Below are 23274 nucleotides of genomic sequence, written 5' to 3'. Positions count from 1 at the left end.
GCTTGCGCACTCGGCCGTGAGCCGTCTCCAACGGCGATCTATCGGTCTTGATAGCTGGATTCGCGGTAGTCTTCGACTCCCTCGATGGCCGAGTTTATTTTGCTCTCGGTGGTCCCGTCGGCCCGTGTGCGGGCCTGCCGGAGCGTGTTTAGCTGCTCGTCGAGGATGGCGTGGTCGGGCTGGCGGTCGCCTCGTATGTAGTCCGCGAACACGTCCGTTGTATCGTGGATATCTTCGCGGACGTCGTCGCTGTCCGCTGAATTCGCTGCTTTTTCGAGTTCGTCGCGAGCCTGTTGGAGTCTCTCGGACATAGCTGCGGCCACCACGAGCCGTTGTATAACGGTTGGGCGAGCAGTGGCCACGTCCCAGCGTCTCCGAATGGGCCGGGGTGTTCGCAGCCGCTACTCGTGTTGGCGTTCCTTACTCGCCTGTGTATGGGTGGCCTTCAGACGGCAGGCTCCTCATACACGAGCAGCGCCTCGAGAAACGTCAAAACTACCTGTGATACTGACTGGGCGCTTTTTTCTCGTCGCGTTCTCCCAATCACGTGCATCATGCCAGTATCACGACGCACGGCTCTGAGATCGATGGGCATCGCAGGTGGGTTGACTGCAGCGAGTGGCACTGTTTTGGCCGGCGGCGAATACGAACACGACCAGCGCTCGAGCGACGCGGACTCGGTCGAGACGTCGAAAGAGATGTCGGGTGCAGCCGTCCGGGTCGCACACTTCTCTCCGGACGCACCGAACGTCGACGTCTACGTCAACGATGAGCAGGTACTCGCAGACGTCGCCTACGGTGACGTCTCGCCGTACTTAGAGCTCAAGCCGGGCACCTACACGGTGACGATCACGGCCGCCGGCGACCCGAAGACGGTCGCCTTCGAGGGCGACGTGACCTTCGGTGCCGCGTACTACACCGTCGCCGCGATCGGCGAACTCGGGGCCGGGACCTTCGAACCAGCGGTGCTCGTGGACGCGGGCTCGGCGCTCGCCCGACTCGTTCACGCCGCGCCCGACGCGCCGGCGGTCGACGTCTACGCCGACGGCGAACTACTCTTCGAGAACGTCGCGTTTACCGACGCGACCGACTACGTCCCGGTCCCCGCCGGGTCGTACACGCTCTCGGTCCGGCCAGCCGGCGATCCCGAGACGACCGTTGCCTCGTTCGACGTCACGCTCGAGCGGGGGATGGCCTACACCGGCTACGCGATCGGCTACCTCGAGCCGCCACAGGGTGTGATGGACCGAGAGTTCACCGTCGAGTTGACGGTCGACGGGCCGACGACTGACGACGACATGTAGCCGATTGGTGCGGCGAGACGCCTTTTTTAGACAACTCGCCATCCCTATCCGGCCGGGTATGCGAGCGGGTCAAGTGGCTCGAGGCCCTGATCTCGACAATGAGCGACGCGCAAGGCCCGCTGCAGCCGGACCGTCCTGATGTCGACCGACCGTTCGAAGTCGACGCCCCCTTCGAGCCCGCGGGCGACCAGCCCGAGGCGATCGAGGAGTTGGCTGAGGGTTTTCAGTCCGGGATGGACAAACAGACCCTGCTCGGGGTGACCGGCTCCGGGAAGACCAACACCGTCTCGTGGGTGATCGAGGAGATTCAGAAGCCGACCCTCGTTATCGCCCACAACAAGACGCTGGCAGCCCAGCTCTACGAGGAGTTCCGCAATCTGTTCCCCGAGAACGCCGTCGAATACTTCGTCTCCTACTACGACTACTACCAGCCCGAGGCCTACGTCGAGCAGACCGACACCTACATCGATAAAGACGCCTCGATCAATGACGAGATCGACCGTCTCCGACACAGCGCGACCCGGTCGCTGCTGACCCGCGAAGACGTCATTGTCGTCGCCTCCGTCTCCGCCATCTACGGGCTCGGTGATCCGCGCAACTACATCGACATGTCGCTTCGCCTCGAGGTCGGCGAGGAGATCGGTCGTGACGACCTGCTGGCCCAACTCGTGGACTTAAACTACGAGCGCAACGATGTCGACTTCACGCAGGGCACCTTCCGGGTTCGGGGCGACACCATCGAGATCTACCCGATGTACGGCCGGTACGCCGTCCGCGTCGAACTCTGGGGTGACGAGATCGACCGCATGATCAAGGTCGACCCCCTCGAGGGCGAGACCAAAGGCGAGCAACAGGCCGTGTTGATCCACCCCGCAGAGCACTACTCGATTCCGGAGACGAAACTCGAGCGTGCGATGGACGAGATCCGCGACGATCTGGATTCGCGCATCTCCTATTTCGAGCGCCAGGGCGATCTGGTCGCCGCCCAGCGCATCGAGGAGCGAACGACGTTCGACCTCGAGATGATGGCCGAGACCGGCTACTGTTCCGGCATCGAGAACTACTCGGTCTATCTCTCCGATCGTGACTCCGGCGACGCGCCGTACACCCTGCTCGATTACTTCCCCGATGACTTCCTGACCGTCGTCGACGAATCCCACGTCACGCTGCCCCAGATCCGCGGGCAGTACGCCGGCGACAAGTCCCGCAAGGACTCGCTGGTCGAGAACGGTTTTCGGCTGCCGACGGCCTACGACAACCGCCCGCTAACCTTCGAGGAGTTCGAGGAGAAAACGGACCAGACGCTGTACGTCTCGGCGACGCCGGGCGACTACGAAACCGAACACAGCGACCAGATCGTCGAACAGATCGTTCGCCCCACCCACCTCGTCGACCCACAGGTCGAGGTCGCGGACGCGACCGGGCAGGTCGACGATCTCATGGATCGCATCGACGAGCGTATCGACCGCGACGAGCGCACCCTCGTGACGACGCTGACCAAACGGATGGCCGAGGACCTGACCGAGTATCTCGAGGAAGCGGGCGTCGACGTCGCCTACATGCACGACGAGACCGACACGCTCGAGCGCCACGAGATCATTCGCTCGCTGCGATTGGGTGAGATCGATGTCCTCGTCGGCATCAATCTCCTGCGGGAGGGTCTGGACATCCCCGAGGTTTCGCTGGTAGCGATCCTAGACGCCGATCAGGAAGGGTTCCTTCGCTCGGAGACGACGCTCGTCCAGACGATGGGCCGGGCCGCCCGAAACGTCAACGGCGAGGTCGTCCTCTACGCCGACGAGCCCTCGAGCGCCATGGCATCTGCGATCGAAGAGACCCAGCGCCGCCGGCAGATTCAACAGGAGTACAACGAGGACCACGGCCTCGAGCCGACCACGATCGACAAGGAAATCGGCGAAACCAACCTCCCCGGGTCGAAGACCGACACCAGCGAAGTCTCCGGTCGTGAACTCGAGGACGAAGATGATGCGGCACGATACATCGACGACCTCGAGGCTCAGATGCAGGAGGCTGCGAATAACCTCGAGTTCGAGTTGGCGGCCGATATCAGAGATCGGATTCGGGAACTTCGAGACGAGTTCGATCTCGATGGTGGTGACGAGGACGAGGGAATCGCGCCGCCGGCCGAGGAATTCTGAAAGGACGCGGGGACAGCTCCACCAGTTGTGACCGCTAGCCCGGCATCCCTGACAGCGTCGAGAAGCGCTCGTAGGCCAACTCGATCGACTCGATTGCCATCCCTCGGTCGGTACTCACGAGGTCCGGCCCAGACCACTTCGTCGGATACGCACCGGCGAACTCCCACCCCCATTGACTCTCGCCGCGAAAGCCGTCTTTCACCGTGACGACGATGTTTTTTCTGGTGAGCGTCCCACTCATGACCGTCTGGATCCACTCCCAGAAGGTCGTGTTTTTCGTCAGTCCGCGTTGGAGGACGAGGTTCGCGTGTGCGAACTGGCCAGGTAACTGATGGACGTGATCGTTGACGCCACCCTCTCGGTACGGAACGGTTTCCAGTTCCATCGTTATCCCGGCGACCTCGGCGAATCCGGCAACCGCCTCGCCGTCTACCTCGACCTCGAAATTATACTGTGCGTAGGGATCGGTTTCGTGCGTGTCTGTTGCCATCTCTTCGGTACTGCGCGGTGGTATCTGCACCCCAGATACCGTGGTTCGTCGTTAGCCGGACTCCGGCGGGTTACGGAGGACGACCCCACCGCCAGCGTCGTCACGTCTGCGGCCGCGACCGCCACCGCCACGATGGCCATGGCCCCGGTCCGACGGTGTCTCGTTCATTCGATCGTTGATCTCGCTGATCTCCGTACACCAGCGCTGGCGTTCCCAGTGGGGCATGTTCAACACCGCCTCGTGGCTCCACCCGAAGTGGTAGGCCACGAACGCGACCTCCTCGTAGAGGCGATCCGGTTCGTACAACCGGATTATTCCACTGGATTTCCCGGCGTTGATTCCTCACCGTCGTTCGATTCGACGCTGGCCGCTTGCATCTCGGTGGCCTCGAGTCCGGACGAGTCGATCGCACCGATTCCACCGAGATCACCACCGACACCGGTCGCGCCGGCGTCCCTTCCAGCCTGAGCCATGGGACTGCTTGCACCGTCCGTCGTGAGGTGGGCACCGCTTTCGGCGTCGATCTCGAATCGCTCGCCACACTCGGGACAGGCCGTCTCGACGGCGTTTACGCCCTGATTGTTGATCCGCTCGTACAGCGCCTGGAGATACTCGAGATCCGAGACGAACAGGTCCTCGATGACGCTGACGTCGATCGTCTCGAGGTCGCCGAGTTCGGTCACGACCCGCGAGAGCAAGACGAGCGTGAGATACGAGGAGTTCGACTGGACGCGAGGGGTTTGGAGCGGCTCGATCTCGTCGGCTGCCGTCGCGAGGCGCATACGTCCCTCCTTGTGGAGCGTTCCCTCGTCATCGACGTACCCCTGCGGAAGGGTGAATTCGAACTCGGTCTGGAGCGTGCCGCCGGTCATGATCGATCACCCCGACGGTCACAGGCGACGACGACGTGCCCGGCGAACGGAGCTGACCGACCGGTGTGAACTACACCCTCATCGTCAACTCGCCAGTCCGAATCGACTCGGGTGGGCGGAACGGCAACCGTATCCAGAGACTGGTTGGCTGGCCGTCTCATACGTTCTTGCGCTCCATCTCGTCGAACGTGACGACGTAGGATTCGGTCGCGAGGTTACCCTGCCCGCCCCCGCCGTGGGCGTTGAGCGTCGGTGGTCGATACTCTTTGATCCACGCCTTCGTGAACTCGAACCGAAGCACCGAGTCGCCGACTTCGTTCATGATGATCACGGCGATGTTCTTCCGGCCGCCGTCGTCCATCTTCCCTTGGTCGACGGCTTTTCGCCACTTGTAGAGCGCCTCGTTTTTCTCGTTTGCACCGCGAACGAGAACGAGGTCGTCGTACTGGGTGTCTCCCCAGAGCTTTCGGTTGTGTGACGGGTCGTTACCTTCGCGGTATTCGACCTGTTGGGTTCGCATCGCTGGCAGTTCGACCTCGACGAATCCGGGGACGCCGACGCCGTCGAGTTCGACCTTGAATTCGGTTTGTCTGAGTGGTCCGTGTGAATCTGGCATTGTCGTGGTAGTTGCGTATTGGTTTTGGAGCTGTCAGCTATGGGTGGGCAGCGCTATGTGTCGCTGGTATCCTGACTGATCCTGAAGACGACGAACTCGGCCGGTTTGACGGGCGCAATGCCGATCTCGACGATGAGTCGGCCGTTGTCGATGTCGTCTTGCGTCATCGTTTCCTCGCCGCATTTGACGTAGAACGCCTCGTCGGCGGTGCTACCTTGTAGCCCGCCGTCTCGCCAGATCGTCGTCAGGAAGTTCTCCGCGGACTGGCGGACGCGGGCCCACAGGTCCTCGTCGTTGGGCTCGAAGACCGCCCACTGGGTCCCCTCGTCGATCGACTGCTCGATGTAGAGGAACAGTCGCCGCACGTTCACGTATTTCCAGGACGGATCGCTGGACGTTGTTCGGGCACCCCAGAGGCGGATGCCACGACCCTGGAAGCTCCGAATGCAGTTGACGCCCTTCGGATTCAGCACGTCTTGTTCGCCCTTGGTGATCGTATGTTGTGTGCCGAGGATGCCCCGAACGACTTCGTTTGCGGGTGCCTTGTGGACGCCGTGTTCGACGTCGCTTCGCGCGAAGATCCCGGCGATGTGGCCGCCAGGCGGGACGAGACGCTTTCGGTTGGTCAGCGGATCCGTCGCCTCGACCCACGGATAGTAATAGGCCGCATACGAGGAATCAACCGGCGTCTCGAGCTCCGAGATCGCACCCGCGTTCTGCGGTGCCTGCAAGATCGCGAACCGCTCACCCATGTTCTCACAGTGAGCGACGAGCGCCTCAGTCAGCCCCTCGATCTCGTTTTCGTCAGGGACACACATGAGTGAGACGTCGTCGAGTTCCCTGAACGCCGCAAGACCGGTTCGCATCCCGGGCTTGTCGATACCTTCGTAGTCACTCAGCGACACGGCTTCTGTCTCGGGCACCGCTGAGAGATCGGAGACGACGTCGACGTCGACCGTCATTTCGCCGGCACGGATCTCCTCGAGAGCAGCCTGCAACTCCTCTTGAGACTGGGATGCATCAATGTCGAACGGTTTGGCGATCCCCTGTAACTCGGTGTACGCTCGTTCCTCGAGATCGTCAGGGATGTAGGCAGCAGTCTCCGACTCGTCGCCGACTTCGATTAGCCCACCGTCGGCGTACTCCTCGGGGACGTCCCGAGACAGCCAGGAGAGCCCCTCTGCAGGGCAGCCCGCAGCTTGCTGTTCGAGGTCGACGAGCACCGATCCCGGGATCTGTTTCTCGTAGAACTGGCTGGATTCGGGATCTGCCGACATGTCTTCGTAGACCTCTTCGATGTCGGGCGCGGGCTCGGGCTGATCGGATGCAGGTTTGCTGACCGCCTCGAGATCACACGACCAGTATCGGAGCGTGAGGGTGAAATAGTCGTTCTCGCTGTCCTCGACGATCGCGGCGATCGAACGTCCCCATGCACCCGGTCCGATCGCTTTGACGGTGATGACGTCGTTTCGGTCCTCGTCGACGAGGGTCGTCGTCGCGACGTCCGTCGGCTCGGCGGCCGCGACGCGCCCGACGTAGCAGCGACTCCCGCCGTTCTTGAAGAACCCGTCGACAGCCACGTCGAGGTCAGATGACTGTGGACTCGAGCCGAACGTGCGTTTGAAGTCAGAAAAACTCGTTACGAGTGTCGGTTCGACAGGACCGCGCTCCGTTTCACCGAGGAAGCCGGCAGTGCTGGTGCTGACACCTTCGACGGATTTGGTGCCGCTGTCGACTTCTTCGACGTATACGCCTGGTGAGAGGTATTCTGGCATTTGTGTCACTCCTCCAATCAGTGGTGTGGCGATACTATATTCATACACATAGGATATAAAACTTACTTCTTTAAAATAGTTGGAAATAATGCCTGATGCCGTAATTTACAGACATTTCGTGGACGTTTTCATTTACAAAATGCTGTGGCTAATGCAGTGAAATGAAGAGGGGTGATCGGATGCGACTACAGTAACAACTGAACCGAGAGAGGGTGAACCGCCACTGGCCGACAGCAGACCGTATGATACACCGATCCATCGTCCGCGATTCTCGCTTTCGGCACTCGGACCGACCACAGTCCGTTGGCTACCGTCGGTCCTATATATTTCAGTATGAACGCTCGCTCATTTCTATGCTTCCGCCATGATTAAATACACACGAAACGCTACCTGATCGACATGAATCGCGATACGGGCCACGGTACTGGAGAACGAGGTCGTCTCTCTCAGTTTCGGAAGAACCGCTTCTTTAGCGGGAAACTGATGACTCCCCGCGATATGGAAGCAGAACAGGAGTACCACGCCGAGCGGTTGCACACGCTTGCCCGGTTCGTGGCCGGACGTGGTGTCGTCCACGGACTCGAGGTGCAATCGATCAGCGAGACCGACGACGGACTCGAGGTGACGATCGAGCCCGGCATCGCGCTGGATGGAAACGGCCGACCGATCGTCGTTGATCAGGTAACGACGGCGTCGCTTCCCCACCCCTCTGGAAACGAACTCTCACTCTACATTCGGTACGACGAGATCGAACTGGAACCTGTCCCGGTTCCAAACACTGACGATGCCATCGGCGACGAATCGACGGCGAACCGGACGCTCGAAAGCTTCGAACTGACGTATCGAGAGGGGACGAGTGATGACCGAACGCAACGGCTGTCCGTCGAGATCCCGGCCATCGAGACGGACGGTGTCGACACGGCATCGTTCTCTCAGCGCTTCCTCGAGCGATACCACGACCAGTACCGGTCGTCGATTCCGTCCGACTCGGAGACGGGCGTGTTTCTCGGCTCGTTCGAGCGGACGCCCGACGGTGGCTGGACGGACTCGGAGGCGTCGGCACCTCGGGAGTTCGTCTACGATCACGAACTGCTCTTTGGGACGATCATCGACCATATCACGGACACCGACAACCCCCATCGAACGCCGGTCGAACGGGAGCCGCCCGACATCCCGGACGATATCACGGCGGTTTCAGACCGACTCGACGCCCTCGAGGCCGAACTCGAGCGTGTCACACGAAAGCAGGCGACGCTGAGCCGATATATCATGCGCAAGACGCTCACAGAGCGGGCGCGCGTGTTCGACGCCCTCGCCGAGCGGTTAGAACGGCGGATGAGCGAGGGCGACGCCAGTCGACTCGCTCGTGAGATCGCGACGGTCGCTCGCACAGCCAGCGGACAGGTGTCTGAGAGCGAAGATGCCTACCGCAGTCACGTCCGGCAGGTCCTCGAGCAACTGATCGAACTCGGTGACCGACTCGAGGGAGCGACGACCGAAGCCAGTCTCGAGCGCTATCTCAGATCGGTCTCCGACCTTCAGGAGGCGCTCGAGGACGACGGCTCGATTCTCGCCGTGGCAGAAACACAGGATCGCGTCTGCGAGGCCGCGGACGCACTCGACGTGCTCGTGGATATCGTTCCGGACGAGTGACGACAGACCGTCAGTATTGCGCTGGCGGACACGCGAGTCACTCGAGTAAGAGGAGGTGTGGGTTCTCGAGGTACTCCATCACGGTGTTTGTAAACTGAGCGCCGACGGCACCGTCGATCAGCCGGTGGTCGAACGACAGCGAGAGCGTTAGCACCGAGCGGGGTTCGATCGATTCCGCGCCGTCTTCGTCGGTGACGACGCGTGGCTTGCGCTTGATTTCGCCGATCGCGAGGATGCCTGCTTCGGGGTAGTTGATGATGGGCGTGGCGTACTCGCCACCGATGCCACCGACGTTGGTGATCGTAAACGTTGACCCGCGGAGCTCGTCGGGGCTGATCGTTCGGTCGCGGGCCTTCTGGACGAGTTCGTTCAGCTCCGAGGACAGTTGGAGGAGTCCTTTCCGGTCGGCGTCCTCGACGACCGGCACCATCAGTCCGACGTCAGTCGCGGTCGCGACGCCGATGTTGTAGTAGTCACGGTAGACGATCTCTTCGGCGTCCTCGTCGATGACGGCGTTCATCTCGGGGTGTTCTTTCAGCGCCGCCACGACGGCTTTCATGAGAAACGGCATGTAAGTCAGCCGGATGCCTCGGTCCTCGGCGCGAGGAGTGAGTTCCTCGCGTGCGTCGACGAGTGCGGTCACGTCGACCTCGTCGTGGTGGGTGACGTGAGGTGCGCTGTATTTGGATTCGACCATCGCCTCGGCGATCGTCTTGCGAACGCCGCGGAACGGTTCGCGGCGTTCGCGTTCGCCGGGTTCAAATTCGGCTCCCTTCGTTCCGACCGGTTCGCCCGCTTCGACCGCCTCGCGATCCGCTTCTTGTGCCTGCCGCTGTGCCTCGGCGTATTCCCGAACCGCCTCGGGCGTGACGAACGCCTCGCCGTCGCGCTCTTCGGTCGCCGGAACGGCGTCGATATCGACGCCTTCCTCCTCGGCGAGCCGACGGGTCGCGGGTGCTGCCAGGGTCGTCTCGCGATCGGCGGCCTCGAGTCGCGCCGATGCTGTGGCTCGATCGGGTGCTGTCGACGCGGCCTCGTCGGCCGTCGCGGTGTCGCCCTCGCTCGTATCAGCAGTCGCGGGTTCGGTATCGGCTACAGGTTCTTGGGAGCGGGATCGCTCCTGTCCCGTCTCGGCGGCGCTGGCGGTTGCCCGTACGTCGGCCGTCGTAATCCGACCGCCCGGACCGCTTCCCTGGATGCTCGAGAGATCGAGTCCTGCCTCGCGGGCCAGCCGACGCACGCGCGGCGGTGCGAAGATCCGTTCGTCGTACGCCTCGCCCTCGTCCCTCTCGGCTCCAGTCGCGCCGGGGCTTTCGGCAGTGTCGGCGGCCGTTTCGGTCGGTTCGGCCGCGCCGTCCTCCGCGACATCGAACGAGATGATCACGGTTCCGACCGGGACGACCTCCCCTTCTTCGGCGTGTAACTCCCGGACGGTGCCGTCGACCGGCGCGGGCACCTCCACGAGTGCCTTGTCCGTCTCGACTTCCGCAACCGGCTGATCCTCCGCGACCTCGTCACCCGGATCGACCAGCCACGAGACCAGCTCCCCCTCGGCGACGCCTTCGCCAACGTCGGGAAGTTCGAACTCTCGGACCATGTCAGAACCCCACGGCGTCCCGAATGCCGTCCTCGATGCGCGCTGGCTCTGGCAGGTAGTAGTCCTCGAGTGCGTACAGCGGGAACGGCGTATCGAAGCCGGTGATGCGTTCGACAGGCGCTTCCTGGTAGAGTAGCGCTTCCTCTTGGAGGGTCGCGGTGATCTCGGCACCCAACCCACCGGTCTTGGGTGCCTCGTGGACGACCGCGGCGCGGCCGGTCTTTTTGAACGAGTCGACGATCGTCTCCTCGTCTAACGGCGAGAGCGTCCGCAGGTCGATGACTTCCGCGTCGATTCCCTCATCGGCGAGATTCTCGGCTGCCTCGAGCGTCGGCCGAGTCATCGCGCCCCACGTGTAGACCGAAATATCGGATCCCTCGCGGCGGACTGCGGCCTCGCCGAGTGGCACCTCGTACGATTCGTCGGGAACCTCCTCGCGGAAGGCCCGGTAGATGAGCTTCGGTTCGAGGAATATCACCGGATCTGGACTTCGGATGGCGCTGGTCAGCAGTCCCTTGGTGTCGGCGGGGGTCGAGGGGATAACGACCTTGAGCCCGGGCTGGTGGACGAACATCGCCTCGGTCGACTCTGAGTGGTGCTCGGGTGCGCGGATACCGCCGCCGTAGGGAGCGCGGATGACCATCGGACACGTATATCGGCCGCGCGAGCGCGTCCGCAGGCGCGCCGCGTGCGAGACGATTTGATCAAATGCAGGGTAGATGAATCCCATGAACTGGATCTCAGGAACTGGCCGCTTGCCGTAGGCTGCCATTCCGATCGCCGTGCCGACGATCCCCGATTCCGCAAGCGGCGTATCGATCACCCGGTTCTCGCCGAACGCCTCGTAGAGGCCGTCGGTCGCGCGGAAGACGCCGCCGTTCTCGCCGACGTCTTCGCCCATGACGATGACGTCGTCGTCGCGTTCCATCTCCGTGTGCAGTCCATCCCGGACCGCCTCGACCAGCGTGAGGTTCTCAGTTTGTGATTGTGTGGCCATCGTGTCACTCCAGGAGCGCGTCGTCGCCGTGTTGCTCGCGGATCGATTCGAAGTACTCGAGTTGCCGTTGCAGTCGCCGAGGCATTCCCTCGTAGACGTGTGCGAAGATCTCCTCGGGCTCGGGTCGTTCGAACGATTCGGCCGCGTCGATCGCGTCCGCGACGTCGTCTTCGATCCGGGTTTCGATCGCGTCGACCTGCTCGTCGTCGAGCATCCCATTCGATCGCAGGTACGTCTCGAGGCGCGGGATGGGATCTTTCTGTTTCCAGCGTTCGACTTCCTCGTCGTTCCGGTAGACCGACGGATCGTCGGCGGTGGTGTGAGCGCCAAAGCGGTACTGAACGGCCTCGATGAGCGTCGGTCGGGGCTCGTCCTCGTCGGGATTTTTCGCCTTCTCGACGGCCTCGCGGGTAACCTTGTATACTGCCAGTGGATCCATCCCGTCGACCTGGACGCCGTCGAAGCCGTAGGCGGTGGCTTTCTGCGCTAAGGTTGCGCTTGCCGTCTGGCGCTCGCGGGGGACCGAGATAGCCCACTGGTTGTTGTTACAGAAGAAGACGGTTGGCGTATCGAAGACGCCGGCGAAGTTCAACCCCTCGTGGAAGTCACCTTCCGAGGTGGCCCCGTCGCCGAAATAACAGATGAAGGCTTTCTCCTCGCCGTCGAGTTTCGACGCCCAGGACGCCCCTGTCGCGTGGGGGATCTGGGTGGCGATGGGGACTGCGACCGAGAAGATGTTGACGTCCTCGGGCATGTAGTTCCCCCGCTCGTGGCCCATCCAATAGAGCAGCGTTCGCTCGAGAGAGAGCCCACGAACGAGGCCGACGCCGTGTTCGCGGTAGCTGGGGAAGACCCAGTCCTCGGTGTCTAAGGCGTGAGCACTGGCGACCTGTGCGCCTTCCTGACCGGACAGCGGCGGATACGTCCCCATCCGTCCCTGACGCTGGAGGCTGACGGCCCGCTCGTCGAAGCGGCGCACGAGCCGCATCTGCTCGTACATCTCGACGAGTTCGTCCTCGGTGAGGTCGGGGACGTCGGCACCCTCTCGGACCCGGCCCGCATCGTCGAGTATCTGGACTCGCTCGCGGGGATCGCGCTGTATCGTACTCACGGGAGAACCCACCTATACATACCCTAGCACACGACCGCTCAGGGTAAAGGAGTTTCCCAAAATAGTTTACTATCAGAGGGATTCTTGCCAGCGGCTCACAGAATTATCACACTCATCCGGGCGATCCTGAACGGAACTGGACGAAAGTGGCTATTTATTGCCAATTGTCGAACTGCGGGCACAGGACGGACCGAGACTGGACAAAACAGCGTCCGATCGCCACTCAGGTCTCGGTCTGCTGTGGGTGTGTCTGGCGTGCATCAGCTCTCGCTTCCGCGACGCTCTTGCCCTCGCGCAGAACCGCATCGACGAACAGCTCGCCCGCTTTGTACGACGACCGCACCATCGGGCCGCTTGCACAGTAGAGAAAGCCCAGTTCCTCTTCGGCGACGCGACGCCACGTCTCGTACTTGTCCGGGTGGTCGTAGCGCTGGACCTCGAGGTGGTTTCGCGAGGGTCGCAGATACTGCCCGAGCGTGACGATGTCGACGCCACGCTCGCGCAGGTCCGCTAAGGTCTGGTAGACCTCATGGTCGTACTCGCCGTGGCCGAGCATGATCGAGGTCTTGGTATAAATGTCCGATTCGCGCTCGACGCACTCGAGCACGCTCAGACTCTGTTCGTAGCCCGCACGCCGGTCGCGAACGGGGAACTGGAGCCGTTCGACGGTTTCGACGTTGTGGGCGATCACGTCCGGTTCGGCGTCGATAATCTTTCGGACGAGATGTTCTTCGCCCTGGAAATCGGGGATCAGTACCTCGACTAAGATACCCGGATGGCGGGCTTTGATCTCGCGGATCGTCTCCGCGAAGTGGCCCGCGCCCTGATCGGGGAGGTCGTCGCGGTCGACGCTCGTGAGCACGACATAATCGAGGCCGATCTCGGCAATGGCGCTCGCGACGTTTTCGGGCTCGTCGGGGTCGAGTGGCTCCATCCCGCCCGTCTGAACGTCACAGAAGTTACAGGCTCGAGAGCAGCGATCACCCATCAGCATGAACGTCGCCGTGCCACCGCGGTCCTGACTGTCGGCCTTGGAGCGTCCGGACCAGCACTCACCGAGGTTCGGACAGTTGGCCTCTTCGCAGACAGTGTGAAGCCCGTGGTCCCGCAGCGTCTCCCGGATGCCGGCGAACTCCCGTCCCGACGGCGGGCGGCTCTTCAGCCAGTCAGGTTTTCGCGCGCGGCTCATAGTGTGTCATGGGACCGCGTGGTGAAAAACCATGTCGGTCACAGGTCCGGTTCGTCACCCGGTATCTGACAGGTATCAGTATGGCGGCTGCCAGCCGGCGAGCGGATCGCTCTGTATGGTGTCCCAAATCCGCTTAATGAGGGGAAAGAGCCGGTAAGCGGCCCATTCTCCCGACAGCTTTACGGGCGACAACGGACTATCCGGAACGGATGGTCTTCGGCTCGACACCCGACTGGTTTCACATCAGCGAGGACGAGGACATCGTCTGGGAGAGCCGGCCCCATCCGATTACGATGGGGGCCAGACTGCCAGTCGGGATTGGACTCGCGCTTGCGGGCCTGCTCGTCGCGGGCTGGAGCGTGATCGACGGCCCTAGCCCTCTGATGCTTCTCGGGTTCGGCCTACTCGTCGTCGGCGTGGCCGTCGTGTTCGGCCGCTATCTCGTCTGGACGAACACCCGCTACGTCATCACCTCCGCGGAACTCTACACGAAACGCGGGGTCGTCTCGAGAGACGTCACCCAGTTTCGCCTCGAGCGCGTCCAGAACACCAGTCTCAGTCAGAGCGGGCTCGGTCGCCTGCTGGGATACGGCGACCTGACGGTCTACACTGCCGGCTCCGGCGATCCAGAGCTGACCTTCGAACGCGTCCCAAACCCGGAGGTAGCCAGCAGCCGGCTTAGTGACCAACTCGAGGCCGTCGCGACCGACGAATCGGCGCTCTGATCGGCACGCGGTCGGAACCGGTCGCTCGAGAAACCACAAGACCCATTAGCTGACTCGGCTTCGAGAACCGGTACGATGTCCCCCCAATCAGTCCCTTCCGAAGAGCCCACGGTCTCGCGTCGCTCGAGCGTCGCAGCGAGTGCGGGGGTCGGTGTCTTCGCCGCCACGATCGGCTATCTCCTGACGTATCTACTGGTCGCCAGTCAGGTCCGTGAGGCTGCCGGCGACACCGTCGCCGAGTGGAAAGCCGTCGCCTGGTTCTTCTACGAGGCGCACCTGGTCGATATCGAGGTCAGCGGTCAAATCGGCTCGTTTGCCGGGATGAGTACTCTCGATCTCATCGCACAATCGGACGCCGCGAGCGCGACCTTGCTGTACGTGGTGCCGCCGCTCGTGTTGCTCGCAGCCGGTGCGGTGCTGGCCCTGCGGTGGAACGTGACCGATCTCGGCGATGCCGTCGTCGCCGGCGCGCCGGTAGCGATCGGCTATGCTGTCGTCATGGGCCTCGGAGCCGTCGTCACTGAATCGACCACTGAAACGTCCGCGCTCGGCATCGAAGCGAGCAGTTCGATCGCACCGGCGCTCCTGCCAGCGATCGTCCTCGGCGGCGTCTTGTACCCATTGGTGTTCGCGACTGCCGGAGCCGCGATCGCCGCTGCCGTCGGCACGCGGTAGGGAACGCGACTCGAAGGAAACGCCTTTGACCTGTCACACCTCGTTTCTGTGTGATGGAGGTCGCCGAGGTTCTCCCGGAGTTCGCCGATGCGTTCGCGTTCGAGGAGTTCAACCGGATGCAACGTGAGGCCCTGCCCGCATTGCTCGAGTCCGACGAGAACGTGGTCGCGAGCGCGCCGACCGCCTCGGGAAAGACGGCACTCGCGGAGCTGGCGATCTGTAAGGCACTCGCCGACGGCGGTACCGCGCTGTTTATCGCGCCGATGCGAGCGCTGACGAACGAGAAGGAAGACGACTGGGACCGGTTCGAGGAACTGGATTACTCGGTGTACGTCGTCACCGGCGAGCGCGACCTAAATCCTCGCCGCGCGCGCCGGGCTGACATCCTCGTGATGACCCCCGAAAAGCTCGACTCGGCGACCCGGAAACACGACTCCCGGCGGTACGACTTCGTCACCGACATCGACGTCTGCGTGATCGACGAGGTTCATCTGCTGGACGCGGATCGTCGGGGCTCCGTGCTCGAGGTAACGATCTCGCGGCTGCGCCGGCTCTGTGGGCCCCGTATCGTTGCGCTCTCGGCGACGATGCCCAATGTCGGCGATGTCGCGGCGTGGCTCGACGCGCCCGAGGAGTGTACCTTCGAGTTCGGCGAGGAGTATCGCCCCGTCGACCTCAACGCCGGTGTCAAGACCTACACGCACGGCGAGAACTCCTTTGCGGACAAGTACCGCCGGCTGTATCGCGCGCTCGATCTCGCGGAGCCACATCTCCGGGAGGACGGGCAGTCGCTCGTGTTCGTCTCCTCCCGTCAGGACACCGTCCAGGCCGCCAAGAAGGCCAGAGACGAGATCGCCGAACGCGACATTCCGATGGGTGCACGCGGCGACTACGACTTTCATACCGAATCGAAGGCTCTCGAGAACGAAACCCTGAGAAACTCAGTCTTAGACGGTGTGGCCTTCCACCACGCCGGCCTCTCGAAGAACGACCGCGACCTCGTCGAGGAGTGGTTCAAGGCGGGTCACGTCGAACTCCTCTTTTCGACGTCGACGCTGGCCTGGGGGGTGAACCTGCCGGCCCGCTGTGTCGTGATTCGCGATACGAAACTGCACGACCCCCTCGAGGGCGAGATCGACATGAGCCCCCTTGACGTGCTCCAGATGCTCGGGCGCGCGGGTCGGCCGGGCTACGATGATATCGGCTACGGCTGGGTCGTCTGTGATACGGCGGAGGCGGACAAGTACCGCCGCCTCCTGCGTGACGGCAAGGAGATCGAGTCCCGGCTCGCGGAGAGTCTGGCGACCCACCTCAACGCCGAGATCGCGATGGGCACGATCACCGATCTCGAGGACGTAATGGACTGGCTCGAGACGACCTTCTACTACGTCCGCGGGCAGTCCAAGCCCGACGACTACGACTTCCCGAATCTGCGCCAGCGTGTCCGGGACTGTCTCGAGGGGCTGGTCGACCGTGGCTTCGTCGAGACCGGCGAGGACCTTTCGATCGAGGCGACACCCCGGGGCGTGTTGACCTCGAAGTACTATCTCCGACTCGATACGGCGGCCCGCTTTGCGGCGCTGTGTGACCGTGTCGATGACGGGGGTGAGTTGACGACCAGTGATGTCCTCGAGACGATTGCGACCGCCGAGGAGTTCGACTCCGTCTCGGCCCGTCAGGACGAACGCGATGCGATCAACGCAGTGTTGGTCGGTCAGGAGACGGACGATCTCGAGGCGGGCGAACGCAAGGTGCTCGCGATTCTCCGCGGCGCGGCAAGCGGCTCGACGCCCGCGGAACTGCGCAGCGACGCCTGGGTCATCCGACAAAACGCCACGCGGCTCGTCTCGGCGCTCGAGGCGTTCCTCGATCGGTTCGTCGGCCCCCATGCCGCCAACCTCGCGCGTCGAGTCGAGGCTCGCATCGAGAACGGCGTCGCCGAGGACGCGGTCGGACTCACTGCTATCGATGGCGTCGGCCCGGGTCGTGCGAGCAAGTTAGCGACAGAGGGGCTGTCGACTCCCGGCGATGTCGTCGACGCGAGCGTCGCGGGCCTCGTCGACGCCGGCCTCACAGAGGGCGTCGCCGAGGGCGTCTACGAGGGTGCTCAGTCGCTGCCCGCGGTCGACCTCGAGTGGGGGCAGTTCCCCGACGCCATCGCGACCGGCGAAAACGAGGTCTGCGAGGTCACGGTCCGCAACGTCGGCGAGCCCGCCCGTGCCGGCATCCGCGTGACGGTCAATGGAGTCGAAATGACGAGCGCGAACACCTACCTGCGCGACGCAGAAACCGTGCCGGTGGGCGTCTTCGGTGCCGACGCCGACGTTCTCGAGTTTACCGTCAGCGTCGCCTTCCCCGAGGAACCGCTGGTGCCGCTCGAGGCGACCCGGACAGTCGAAGTCCAGTAACGACGATTCCCCGCGGCGGTGTCATAGAAGCACTCGCCTACCCCTGGTGTAGCGATATGACGAACGGTGGGTACAGAGGGTGTCTCGATCATAGGGACTGCTGAATCGGAACGACCGGTTCAGAGCGATTCAATAAATTCCGTTAGTTCACGATCGAACTGATCAGGCTCTTCTATCATCGGACAGTGACCGCTTTCTTCGAACAGTGTGAACTCCGCGTTCGGTATCAAGCCGGCCACGTTTTCGATGGGTGCGATAGGCATATACGATTCGTCAGCACCGGCGCAGACGAGCGTGTCCAGATCTAATTCTTTCAAGACGCTTCGATAGTCTCGCATGATTTGATCGAAAATAATCGCGCTTTTGACCGGTGGCGGACACCGGGAAAACTCGTCGTAAACGAGCCGTCGGATCTCTTCTGAGAGTGACGACGGCTCTTTGAATATTGCCTCACTGGCAAGTTCGTTGAGGCTCTCATGATCGGTTTGAGCCATCTCCATGAGTTGTTTGAGTCCGTCGAGATCGGTATCCGCATGTTCGTTGTCTTCCCAAGCGAACTCGGCCGCCGGTTGATCGACGACCACAAGACCTCCGAGTTGGTCCGTCCCGAACTGCTTGACGAAATCCCAGGCAACGGAGGCCCCCATCGAGTGTCCTACGATGATGATATCGTCAAGCGATTGCACCTCCAGAAAGGCCTCCAGGTCCCGAGCATACTGCGGTAGAAGGTGCCCTGCCTCCGGGTTGGCTGAACGACCGTGTCCACGGAAATCCAGAGCCATCGGTCGATAGTTCCCCTCGAGGGAGTTCAGTTGCTTGATGAAAAACCGACTTCCCGCCATCATTCCATGCAGGAACAGAATCGGTGTTCCCTCACCGCGTTCCTCGTACCACAGTTCCGCCCCATTCAATTGGCAGGTTGACATAAACCAGCAGACGGGAGAATATGTAATGAATCCTTTCTAGCTTATGTAACCAGTAAAATAACTTCGATGATGCCCTTTTATTGCTGTACCGTCACCTCGAGCACCCGCTCGCGAAGCGCCGCGGGCGAATCGACGATCACGTCCGCAGCCGAGCGATCGATGTCGCCGTGGGCCTCGATCCGGTAGGCGACGACGGTCATGTCCGCTCGAGCGGCTGCCGTAATTCCGTTTGCCGAGTCCTCGACGGCGACGCAGTCGGCGGCGGGAACGCCGAGCTCGCCAGCCGCGTACTCGAAGACGTCCGGTTCGGGCTTGCTCGCGGCGTCGATATCGTCGGCGCTGATGACGCGATCGAACGAGTCCTCGAGATCAAATTGCTCGAGGACCATGCCGATCCAGTCGTGGGGTGATGACGAGACGAGCGCCGTCGGCACGTCGCGAGCATCCAGCTCGTCGAGGAGGTCGTGGAAGCCATCGAGGAGAGCAGCGCGCTCGGTGTAGATCTCCTCAGCGGCCGCGTTGAATCGCTGGATGAACTCCTCGCGGGAGATGGCGGTCCCGTACTCGGCCTCGAGGTAGTCGTAGATCTCGCGAAAGTTCATGCCACTCGTCTCGGTGACGGAGACGTCCGTGTCAGGGACTGTCGCCGGTAGGATCTCTTCGCGCTGGAAATCGACCCAGAAATCTTCGCTGTTGACGACGACGCCGTCCATATCGAACAACACAGCGGTCATGTACGCCGGGGATAGTCGATCGGCCCGTATAGCCGTTTGGCACGCAGCAGTGGGGGCGACGGCCACGTGCCTCGGTGCCCGGACGGGAATCACGCCGACGCGAAGGCTGCGATTCTGTGAGGGTGGTGCTCGAGGGACGCGTGTTCGTACTGCGACGACGCGCGCTTCCGGCGCGGTCGGCAAGGTATTGGAGCCGAATCGAGGTCTCCTGTCCGCCGTCGACTCGCCCTCGTTCGATCCACGTTGAATGGGTCACAAACCCCCGAAAACGTCGGTTAAATGGTCGTAAACGGATGCAAACCGCGTTCACCACGATCCCCCTTCAAGTCCATCAGACCACCGAGCATCGGGTGCAAGCTATGAACCGAACGACGCTCATCGCTGCCGTGTTCGCAGCACTGATCGTAGCGAGCGGGGTCGCCGCCGCGGCACCCGGAAACGCACCCGTCGATGTCGACACGGGCGCGGATCGTCTCGACGACCACGCAGAGAGCAACGCACAGGATGCAGCCGACAACGCGAATCGAAGCGAGAACAGCACCGCTGCCGACGAGCGGAGTGCGAACAGTGCCGCGTCGGACAACCGCACCCAGAACGGTGCTGCTGCCGACAACGCGAATCGAAGCGAGAACAGCGCTGCTGCCGACACTGACAACGGCAACGGACAGGGGCCGGCCGTCGACCTCCCTGCGCAGGTTCCGGATCACGTCTCCACGATCCACGACAAGATTTCGACGTTCCTGAGTGGTGACCTCGGGAGCCGGCTTGGTGAGGCGATCAGCGTAGTGACGCCGGGCGACGACACTGACAAGACCGACGCGACTGACACCGCCAACGAAGCGCAGCCGACCGACACCGACAGCGCCGATAACACCGACGAGCAGTCTCAGGAGACCGACGATGAACAGCCCCAGTCGGACGACACGCAGCCTGACAGCGAACAGCGTCAGTCGAGCGACGAGCAGACTGCCGACACACAGCCCGACGACGACCAGACAGCATCGGACGACACGCAGACCAGCGCCTAACTGACATCCCATGACACCAGCGCCGCCGGCCTCGGTCGGCATCGAAGATCGGTTGCTGACGTTCGCCGTGAGCCTGCTCGTAGGCGGCGGTGCCCTCCACGTCGGCACACACGTCGTCTCGGACGCACAGGACTACGCCCACGCGGTGCTGACTGCACTGCTCGGTGCGTTGGTCTGGGCCGTCCTCGAGCCGGTGCCGCTGCTCGGCGAGTTGCTGGCGATAGCCGCGTGGATCGGCATCGTCAGGTGGCGCTACCAACTCGGCTGGTGGCACTCGGCCGGCGTCGCCGTCGTCGCCTGGATGGCCGCGGTCGTCATCCTCGCGGCACTCGAGTTGCTCGGTATCGGCCAAATCTCTGCACTCGGCGTGCCGGGGGCTTGATACGGACGACTGTCAGTCAGTGCCGGCGTATCCGCGACCCGTCCTGCGGAGACGCCGGGACATCGGTACAGCAGACCGTATGAAGGATCCCTGCTGACGCTCCCTCTCCACCCCGCTGGCGCTTTTTTCGCTGCCGACTGCTGGCGGTTCGAACAGACTGAATCGGTTCGCTCTAAAGCATCTGGAATCGGCCAAATAATATGATTACTATAGTATATTTTTCTGCAGTATCGGACGAATAGGGCAGATAGGGTGCAGTGAGCACGCTCTTTCTTACTTTCGCATGTTTTAACTAAGGTGGCAAGAACCGACGTATATGAACAGTCGCGTCGGCGTGACGATCATGGTCGTCGCACTGCTTGTGACCGGCTCGGGGCCGGTTGCGGCCGCGACCGGGGCGACGGACCCCAGCCGCACGCAGTCAAACCCGTTCGAGCTGCAGGACACGCAACTCGATGCGGACGAGGTCCGAATGGACGTGGCGCTCCAGCCGAACGGGACCGCCGAGTGGACCCTCGAGTTCTGGGTCCGGCTCGACGACACCGAGAGCACGACGGCATTCGAATCGCTCCGGGATGACATCCAGGACGATCCCGGGAATTACACGCAGTCGTTCGCCGATCGGATGACCGAGACGGTCGCTGCGGCACAGAACGCGACGGGCCGCGAGATGTCCGCCGACGGATTCGCCGTCGAGACCGAGCGCCAGTCGTTCGCCCGCGAGTACGGCGTCGTCAGATACACGTTTCGCTGGCATGGGTTCGCCGCTGTCGATGGCAATGAACTCCGGGCGGGCGACGCCATCGAGGGGATCTACCTCGATGACGGGACGCGACTGCTGTTCGAGTGGCCCGACGGCTACAAGCAAACGTCGGTCACGCCTGATCCGGACGAGAACCGTGAGACCGTCGTGATCTGGCGCGGCGAATCGACCGATTTCATCTCCGGCGAGCCTCGAGTCGTCGTCACGTCGGGCGGCCCGTTCAGCACGGCGACGGTCGTCGGGGCTGCAGTCGTCGTGGTCGCCCTCGGTGTTGTCGGCGCGTGGTGGTACCGCAACCGCGCGTCGACGGCGGGGCTGGCGGTCGGCAACCGGAGTGATCCCGACCCTGCAGCCGAGTCCAAACCGGAGTCACAGTCGGCGGTGACAGCGGACGACAGCGCGGCGACCGACAGCGCAGCAAGCGCAACCGGAACGCCGGCGACGGAGCTCCTCAGTAACGAAGAACAGGTCCTTCGACTTGTGAGGGACAACGGCGGCCGGATGAAACAGCAGGCGGTCGTCGAGGAACTGGGCTGGACCGACGCAAAGACCAGCAAGGTGGTCAGTGGCTTACGCGAGGAAGAGGACCTCGAGTCGTTCCGCCTCGGCCGTGAGAACGTGCTCTCGCTGCCCGAGGCCGATGAGCTCACGATGGAAACCGATAGTGACAGCGAACAATGACCCGATCTCACTGCGCGAACCGACCGGCGAGTGCGCCACGGCAAAACTCGTCGAAACCGACGGACAGCACCGGATCGAAAACGGCGTTGAACGGCGTTAACCGTCGTTGAACCCAGGACATCGTCTCGAACGTATATCACCATACAGATACGATAGCCACCAATGAACCGATCTCTCTCGATTGCACTGGCAGCGATCCTCGTCGTCGCGACGGTCGCAGTGCCGGTCGCAGCGGCGAACGTCGTTTCGAGTGCCACTGTCCAGGACGATCCCGAATCGAACGCGGAGACCGACTCGATCAAACCCGGCGCACGCTTCGCTGCGGCCGTCGGCGTCCAACACGCCGAACTCGAGGGTGATGTCTCGACGCGGGCCATCGATATCAGGCTTGCAAACGCCGAGACCAACGCGACGAAAGCATCCTTGATCGCGGATCACCTCGAGACGAGCGAACGGCGGCTGGCGGACCTCGAAGCCAGACTCGAGTGGCTGAACGAGTCTCGCGAGGCCGGCGAGCTAAGCGAGGGTCGCTACCGTGCAGAAGTCGCACAGACTGCAGCCGAGATGCGGACGATCGAGCGCCGGGCCGCAATCGCCGCGTCGACAGCAGCCGACCTCCCTGCTGACGTGCGCGACGAACGTGGCATCGATATCGAATCGATCCGAACGCTGCGCGATCGTGCGGCCGAGCTCGGCGGGCCCGACACCGCGTCGGTCGCGCGCTCGATCGCCGGCGACGACGTCGGCCGGTCGATCGGCGACGGCCGAGAACCGCGTGGGTCCCAGCGGAGTGCCACCGAGTCGCCGGGCGGCCAGAACGGAACTGCCGCTCCGCCGAACGAGAACTGACACCGTCGACTCGCGAGTGCGACTGCACTCGTGTTTTTTGATCCCTGAGACCGTAGTTCGGCGGGATGGTCGACGCGTATGCGATGCTCGATACCGCGGCCGGAACCGAAAACGACGTGTGTCAGGCCCTGCGTGATGCGGAGGGCATCGCGGGGGTATACGCCATCGCGGGCGATTTCGACGTCATCGTCGAGTTGACGGGTGACGACCCCCGCGATCTCCTCGAGACGGTCACCGACACGATCCGGCCGCTCGAGGGCGTCGGGACGACACGAACGTACGTCTGTATTGACTGAGGCTGCTGTCCGCGGGTTTACATACGAAGCCGCGGCCAGCCCGC

General features: G+C 62.8%; 23 protein-coding genes. 11 read left to right on the top strand and 12 right to left on the bottom strand.

All coding sequences use genetic code 11. The annotated features are described in order from the left end of the window. Positions 1-38: 38 nt before the first annotated feature. Positions 39-311 (bottom strand): DUF7553 family protein, encoded by a 273-nt coding sequence (locus tag BDK88_RS03755; RefSeq protein ID WP_130499222.1) that lies wholly within the window; start codon positions 309-311, stop codon positions 39-41. A 276-nt stretch (positions 312-587) separates the two neighbouring features. On the opposite strand from BDK88_RS03755, the gene BDK88_RS03750 reads away from it, so the two are divergent. Beyond that, a complete protein-coding gene (locus BDK88_RS03750; protein ID WP_130499792.1) occupies positions 588-1304 on the top strand; it encodes a DUF4397 domain-containing protein in 717 nt (238 codons plus the stop codon). 98 nt (positions 1305-1402) lie between these two features. Then, complete coding sequence (gene uvrB, locus BDK88_RS03745) at positions 1403-3463, top strand: excinuclease ABC subunit UvrB (RefSeq protein WP_130499221.1); 2061 nt, start codon at positions 1403-1405, stop codon at positions 3461-3463. A gap of 34 nt (positions 3464-3497) precedes the next feature. On the opposite strand, the gene BDK88_RS03740 is transcribed toward uvrB, so the two are convergent. From BDK88_RS03740 to BDK88_RS03720, 5 genes are all read right to left on the bottom strand, one after another. Beyond that, the gene (locus tag BDK88_RS03740) at positions 3498-3953 is read right to left on the bottom strand and encodes a phage tail protein (RefSeq protein ID WP_130499220.1); all 456 of its coding nucleotides are present in this window, start codon (positions 3951-3953) and stop codon (positions 3498-3500) included. Between the two features lie 51 nt (positions 3954-4004). Then, positions 4005-4268, bottom strand: a complete 264-nt coding sequence (locus BDK88_RS03735; RefSeq protein WP_242611619.1) for a DUF6760 family protein — start codon at positions 4266-4268, stop codon at positions 4005-4007. Then, complete coding sequence (locus tag BDK88_RS03730) at positions 4265-4825, bottom strand: hypothetical protein (RefSeq protein WP_130499219.1); 561 nt, start codon at positions 4823-4825, stop codon at positions 4265-4267. The genes BDK88_RS03735 and BDK88_RS03730 overlap by 4 nt, the downstream gene beginning before the upstream one ends. A gap of 157 nt (positions 4826-4982) precedes the next feature. Beyond that, complete coding sequence (locus BDK88_RS03725; protein WP_092931988.1) at positions 4983-5441, bottom strand: phage tail protein; 459 nt, start codon at positions 5439-5441, stop codon at positions 4983-4985. Positions 5442-5494: 53 nt separating this feature from the next. Next, positions 5495-7216, bottom strand: coding sequence for a phage tail sheath family protein (locus tag BDK88_RS03720; RefSeq protein WP_130499218.1), 1722 nt, complete (start codon positions 7214-7216; stop codon positions 5495-5497). A 399-nt stretch (positions 7217-7615) separates the two neighbouring features. Between BDK88_RS03720 and BDK88_RS03715 the strand changes: the two genes are divergently transcribed. Continuing rightward, the gene (locus BDK88_RS03715; RefSeq protein ID WP_130499217.1) at positions 7616-8869 is read left to right on the top strand and encodes a hypothetical protein; all 1254 of its coding nucleotides are present in this window, start codon (positions 7616-7618) and stop codon (positions 8867-8869) included. A gap of 37 nt (positions 8870-8906) precedes the next feature. Here the strand turns inward: BDK88_RS03715 and BDK88_RS03710 are convergent, their stop codons facing one another. The 4 genes from BDK88_RS03710 to lipA all read right to left on the bottom strand — a co-directional run bounded on the left by BDK88_RS03710 (position 8907) and on the right by lipA (position 13763). Next, positions 8907-10466: a 2-oxo acid dehydrogenase subunit E2 gene (locus BDK88_RS03710; RefSeq protein ID WP_130499216.1), complete on the bottom strand. Its 1560-nt coding sequence runs from the start codon at positions 10464-10466 to the stop codon at positions 8907-8909. A 1-nt stretch (position 10467) separates the two neighbouring features. Continuing rightward, positions 10468-11463 carry an alpha-ketoacid dehydrogenase subunit beta gene (locus BDK88_RS03705; protein ID WP_130499215.1) on the bottom strand — a complete coding sequence of 332 codons (996 nt, stop codon included), beginning with the start codon at positions 11461-11463 and terminating at the stop codon, positions 10468-10470. A gap of 4 nt (positions 11464-11467) precedes the next feature. Beyond that, positions 11468-12574 carry a pyruvate dehydrogenase (acetyl-transferring) E1 component subunit alpha gene (pdhA, locus tag BDK88_RS03700; protein ID WP_130499214.1) on the bottom strand — a complete coding sequence of 369 codons (1107 nt, stop codon included), beginning with the start codon at positions 12572-12574 and terminating at the stop codon, positions 11468-11470. Positions 12575-12797: 223 nt separating this feature from the next. Next, positions 12798-13763 carry a lipoyl synthase gene (gene lipA / locus BDK88_RS03695; RefSeq protein WP_130499213.1) on the bottom strand — a complete coding sequence of 322 codons (966 nt, stop codon included), beginning with the start codon at positions 13761-13763 and terminating at the stop codon, positions 12798-12800. A gap of 209 nt (positions 13764-13972) precedes the next feature. Here lipA and BDK88_RS03690 point away from each other — a divergent pair, with 209 nt between their 5' ends. From BDK88_RS03690 to BDK88_RS03680, 3 genes are all read left to right on the top strand, one after another. Beyond that, on the top strand, positions 13973-14488 hold the full coding sequence (locus BDK88_RS03690) for a PH domain-containing protein (RefSeq protein ID WP_130499212.1): 516 nt from the start codon (positions 13973-13975) through the stop codon (positions 14486-14488). A 75-nt stretch (positions 14489-14563) separates the two neighbouring features. Beyond that, positions 14564-15163 (top strand): hypothetical protein, encoded by a 600-nt coding sequence (locus BDK88_RS03685; RefSeq protein ID WP_130499211.1) that lies wholly within the window; start codon positions 14564-14566, stop codon positions 15161-15163. A gap of 53 nt (positions 15164-15216) precedes the next feature. Then, the gene (locus BDK88_RS03680) at positions 15217-17571 is read left to right on the top strand and encodes a DEAD/DEAH box helicase (RefSeq protein ID WP_130499210.1); all 2355 of its coding nucleotides are present in this window, start codon (positions 15217-15219) and stop codon (positions 17569-17571) included. Positions 17572-17690: 119 nt separating this feature from the next. On the opposite strand, the gene BDK88_RS03675 is transcribed toward BDK88_RS03680, so the two are convergent. Then, entirely contained in the window at positions 17691-18497 is an 807-nt protein-coding gene (locus BDK88_RS03675) for an alpha/beta fold hydrolase (protein ID WP_130499209.1), read from the bottom strand. A 77-nt stretch (positions 18498-18574) separates the two neighbouring features. Further along, positions 18575-19231, bottom strand: coding sequence for an HAD family hydrolase (locus BDK88_RS03670; protein ID WP_130499208.1), 657 nt, complete (start codon positions 19229-19231; stop codon positions 18575-18577). Between the two features lie 359 nt (positions 19232-19590). Between BDK88_RS03670 and BDK88_RS03665 the strand changes: the two genes are divergently transcribed. From BDK88_RS03665 to BDK88_RS03645, 5 genes are all read left to right on the top strand, one after another. Further along, the gene (locus BDK88_RS03665) at positions 19591-20259 is read left to right on the top strand and encodes a hypothetical protein (RefSeq protein ID WP_130499207.1); all 669 of its coding nucleotides are present in this window, start codon (positions 19591-19593) and stop codon (positions 20257-20259) included. Positions 20260-20269: 10 nt separating this feature from the next. After that, on the top strand, positions 20270-20641 hold the full coding sequence (locus tag BDK88_RS03660) for a hypothetical protein (RefSeq protein WP_130499206.1): 372 nt from the start codon (positions 20270-20272) through the stop codon (positions 20639-20641). A gap of 316 nt (positions 20642-20957) precedes the next feature. After that, positions 20958-22085, top strand: coding sequence for a helix-turn-helix transcriptional regulator (locus BDK88_RS03655; protein WP_130499205.1), 1128 nt, complete (start codon positions 20958-20960; stop codon positions 22083-22085). A gap of 162 nt (positions 22086-22247) precedes the next feature. Beyond that, complete coding sequence (locus tag BDK88_RS03650) at positions 22248-22934, top strand: hypothetical protein (RefSeq protein ID WP_130499204.1); 687 nt, start codon at positions 22248-22250, stop codon at positions 22932-22934. A gap of 65 nt (positions 22935-22999) precedes the next feature. Continuing rightward, the gene (locus tag BDK88_RS03645) at positions 23000-23230 is read left to right on the top strand and encodes an Lrp/AsnC ligand binding domain-containing protein (RefSeq protein ID WP_092932016.1); all 231 of its coding nucleotides are present in this window, start codon (positions 23000-23002) and stop codon (positions 23228-23230) included. Positions 23231-23274: the final 44 nt, after the last annotated feature.

This window comes from Natrinema hispanicum, assembly GCF_004217335.1.
GTDB lineage: Archaea > Halobacteriota > Halobacteria > Halobacteriales > Natrialbaceae > Natrinema > Natrinema hispanicum.
This window is presented reverse-complemented; position numbering and strand designations above follow the sequence as displayed.

What these genes read in the sequence shown, in the direction of transcription:
- BDK88_RS03755 (WP_130499222.1), bottom strand. Translation starts at nt 311, where the DNA reads ATGTCCGAGAGACTCCAACAGGCTCGCGACGAACTCGAAAAAGCAGCG.
- BDK88_RS03750 (WP_130499792.1), top strand. Translation starts at nt 588, where the DNA reads ATGGGCATCGCAGGTGGGTTGACTGCAGCGAGTGGCACTGTTTTGGCC.
- uvrB (WP_130499221.1), top strand. Translation starts at nt 1,403, where the DNA reads ATGAGCGACGCGCAAGGCCCGCTGCAGCCGGACCGTCCTGATGTCGAC.
- BDK88_RS03740 (WP_130499220.1), bottom strand. Translation starts at nt 3,953, where the DNA reads ATGGCAACAGACACGCACGAAACCGATCCCTACGCACAGTATAATTTC.
- BDK88_RS03730 (WP_130499219.1), bottom strand. Translation starts at nt 4,825, where the DNA reads ATGACCGGCGGCACGCTCCAGACCGAGTTCGAATTCACCCTTCCGCAG.
- BDK88_RS03725 (WP_092931988.1), bottom strand. Translation starts at nt 5,441, where the DNA reads ATGCCAGATTCACACGGACCACTCAGACAAACCGAATTCAAGGTCGAA.
- BDK88_RS03720 (WP_130499218.1), bottom strand. Translation starts at nt 7,216, where the DNA reads ATGCCAGAATACCTCTCACCAGGCGTATACGTCGAAGAAGTCGACAGC.
- BDK88_RS03715 (WP_130499217.1), top strand. Translation starts at nt 7,616, where the DNA reads ATGAATCGCGATACGGGCCACGGTACTGGAGAACGAGGTCGTCTCTCT.
- BDK88_RS03710 (WP_130499216.1), bottom strand. Translation starts at nt 10,466, where the DNA reads ATGGTCCGAGAGTTCGAACTTCCCGACGTTGGCGAAGGCGTCGCCGAG.
- BDK88_RS03705 (WP_130499215.1), bottom strand. Translation starts at nt 11,463, where the DNA reads ATGGCCACACAATCACAAACTGAGAACCTCACGCTGGTCGAGGCGGTC.
- lipA (WP_130499213.1), bottom strand. Translation starts at nt 13,763, where the DNA reads ATGAGCCGCGCGCGAAAACCTGACTGGCTGAAGAGCCGCCCGCCGTCG.
- BDK88_RS03690 (WP_130499212.1), top strand. Translation starts at nt 13,973, where the DNA reads ATGGTCTTCGGCTCGACACCCGACTGGTTTCACATCAGCGAGGACGAG.
- BDK88_RS03685 (WP_130499211.1), top strand. Translation starts at nt 14,564, where the DNA reads ATGTCCCCCCAATCAGTCCCTTCCGAAGAGCCCACGGTCTCGCGTCGC.
- BDK88_RS03680 (WP_130499210.1), top strand. Translation starts at nt 15,217, where the DNA reads ATGGAGGTCGCCGAGGTTCTCCCGGAGTTCGCCGATGCGTTCGCGTTC.
- BDK88_RS03675 (WP_130499209.1), bottom strand. Translation starts at nt 18,497, where the DNA reads ATGTCAACCTGCCAATTGAATGGGGCGGAACTGTGGTACGAGGAACGC.
- BDK88_RS03670 (WP_130499208.1), bottom strand. Translation starts at nt 19,231, where the DNA reads ATGACCGCTGTGTTGTTCGATATGGACGGCGTCGTCGTCAACAGCGAA.
- BDK88_RS03665 (WP_130499207.1), top strand. Translation starts at nt 19,591, where the DNA reads ATGAACCGAACGACGCTCATCGCTGCCGTGTTCGCAGCACTGATCGTA.
- BDK88_RS03660 (WP_130499206.1), top strand. Translation starts at nt 20,270, where the DNA reads ATGACACCAGCGCCGCCGGCCTCGGTCGGCATCGAAGATCGGTTGCTG.
- BDK88_RS03655 (WP_130499205.1), top strand. Translation starts at nt 20,958, where the DNA reads ATGAACAGTCGCGTCGGCGTGACGATCATGGTCGTCGCACTGCTTGTG.
- BDK88_RS03650 (WP_130499204.1), top strand. Translation starts at nt 22,248, where the DNA reads ATGAACCGATCTCTCTCGATTGCACTGGCAGCGATCCTCGTCGTCGCG.
- BDK88_RS03645 (WP_092932016.1), top strand. Translation starts at nt 23,000, where the DNA reads ATGGTCGACGCGTATGCGATGCTCGATACCGCGGCCGGAACCGAAAAC.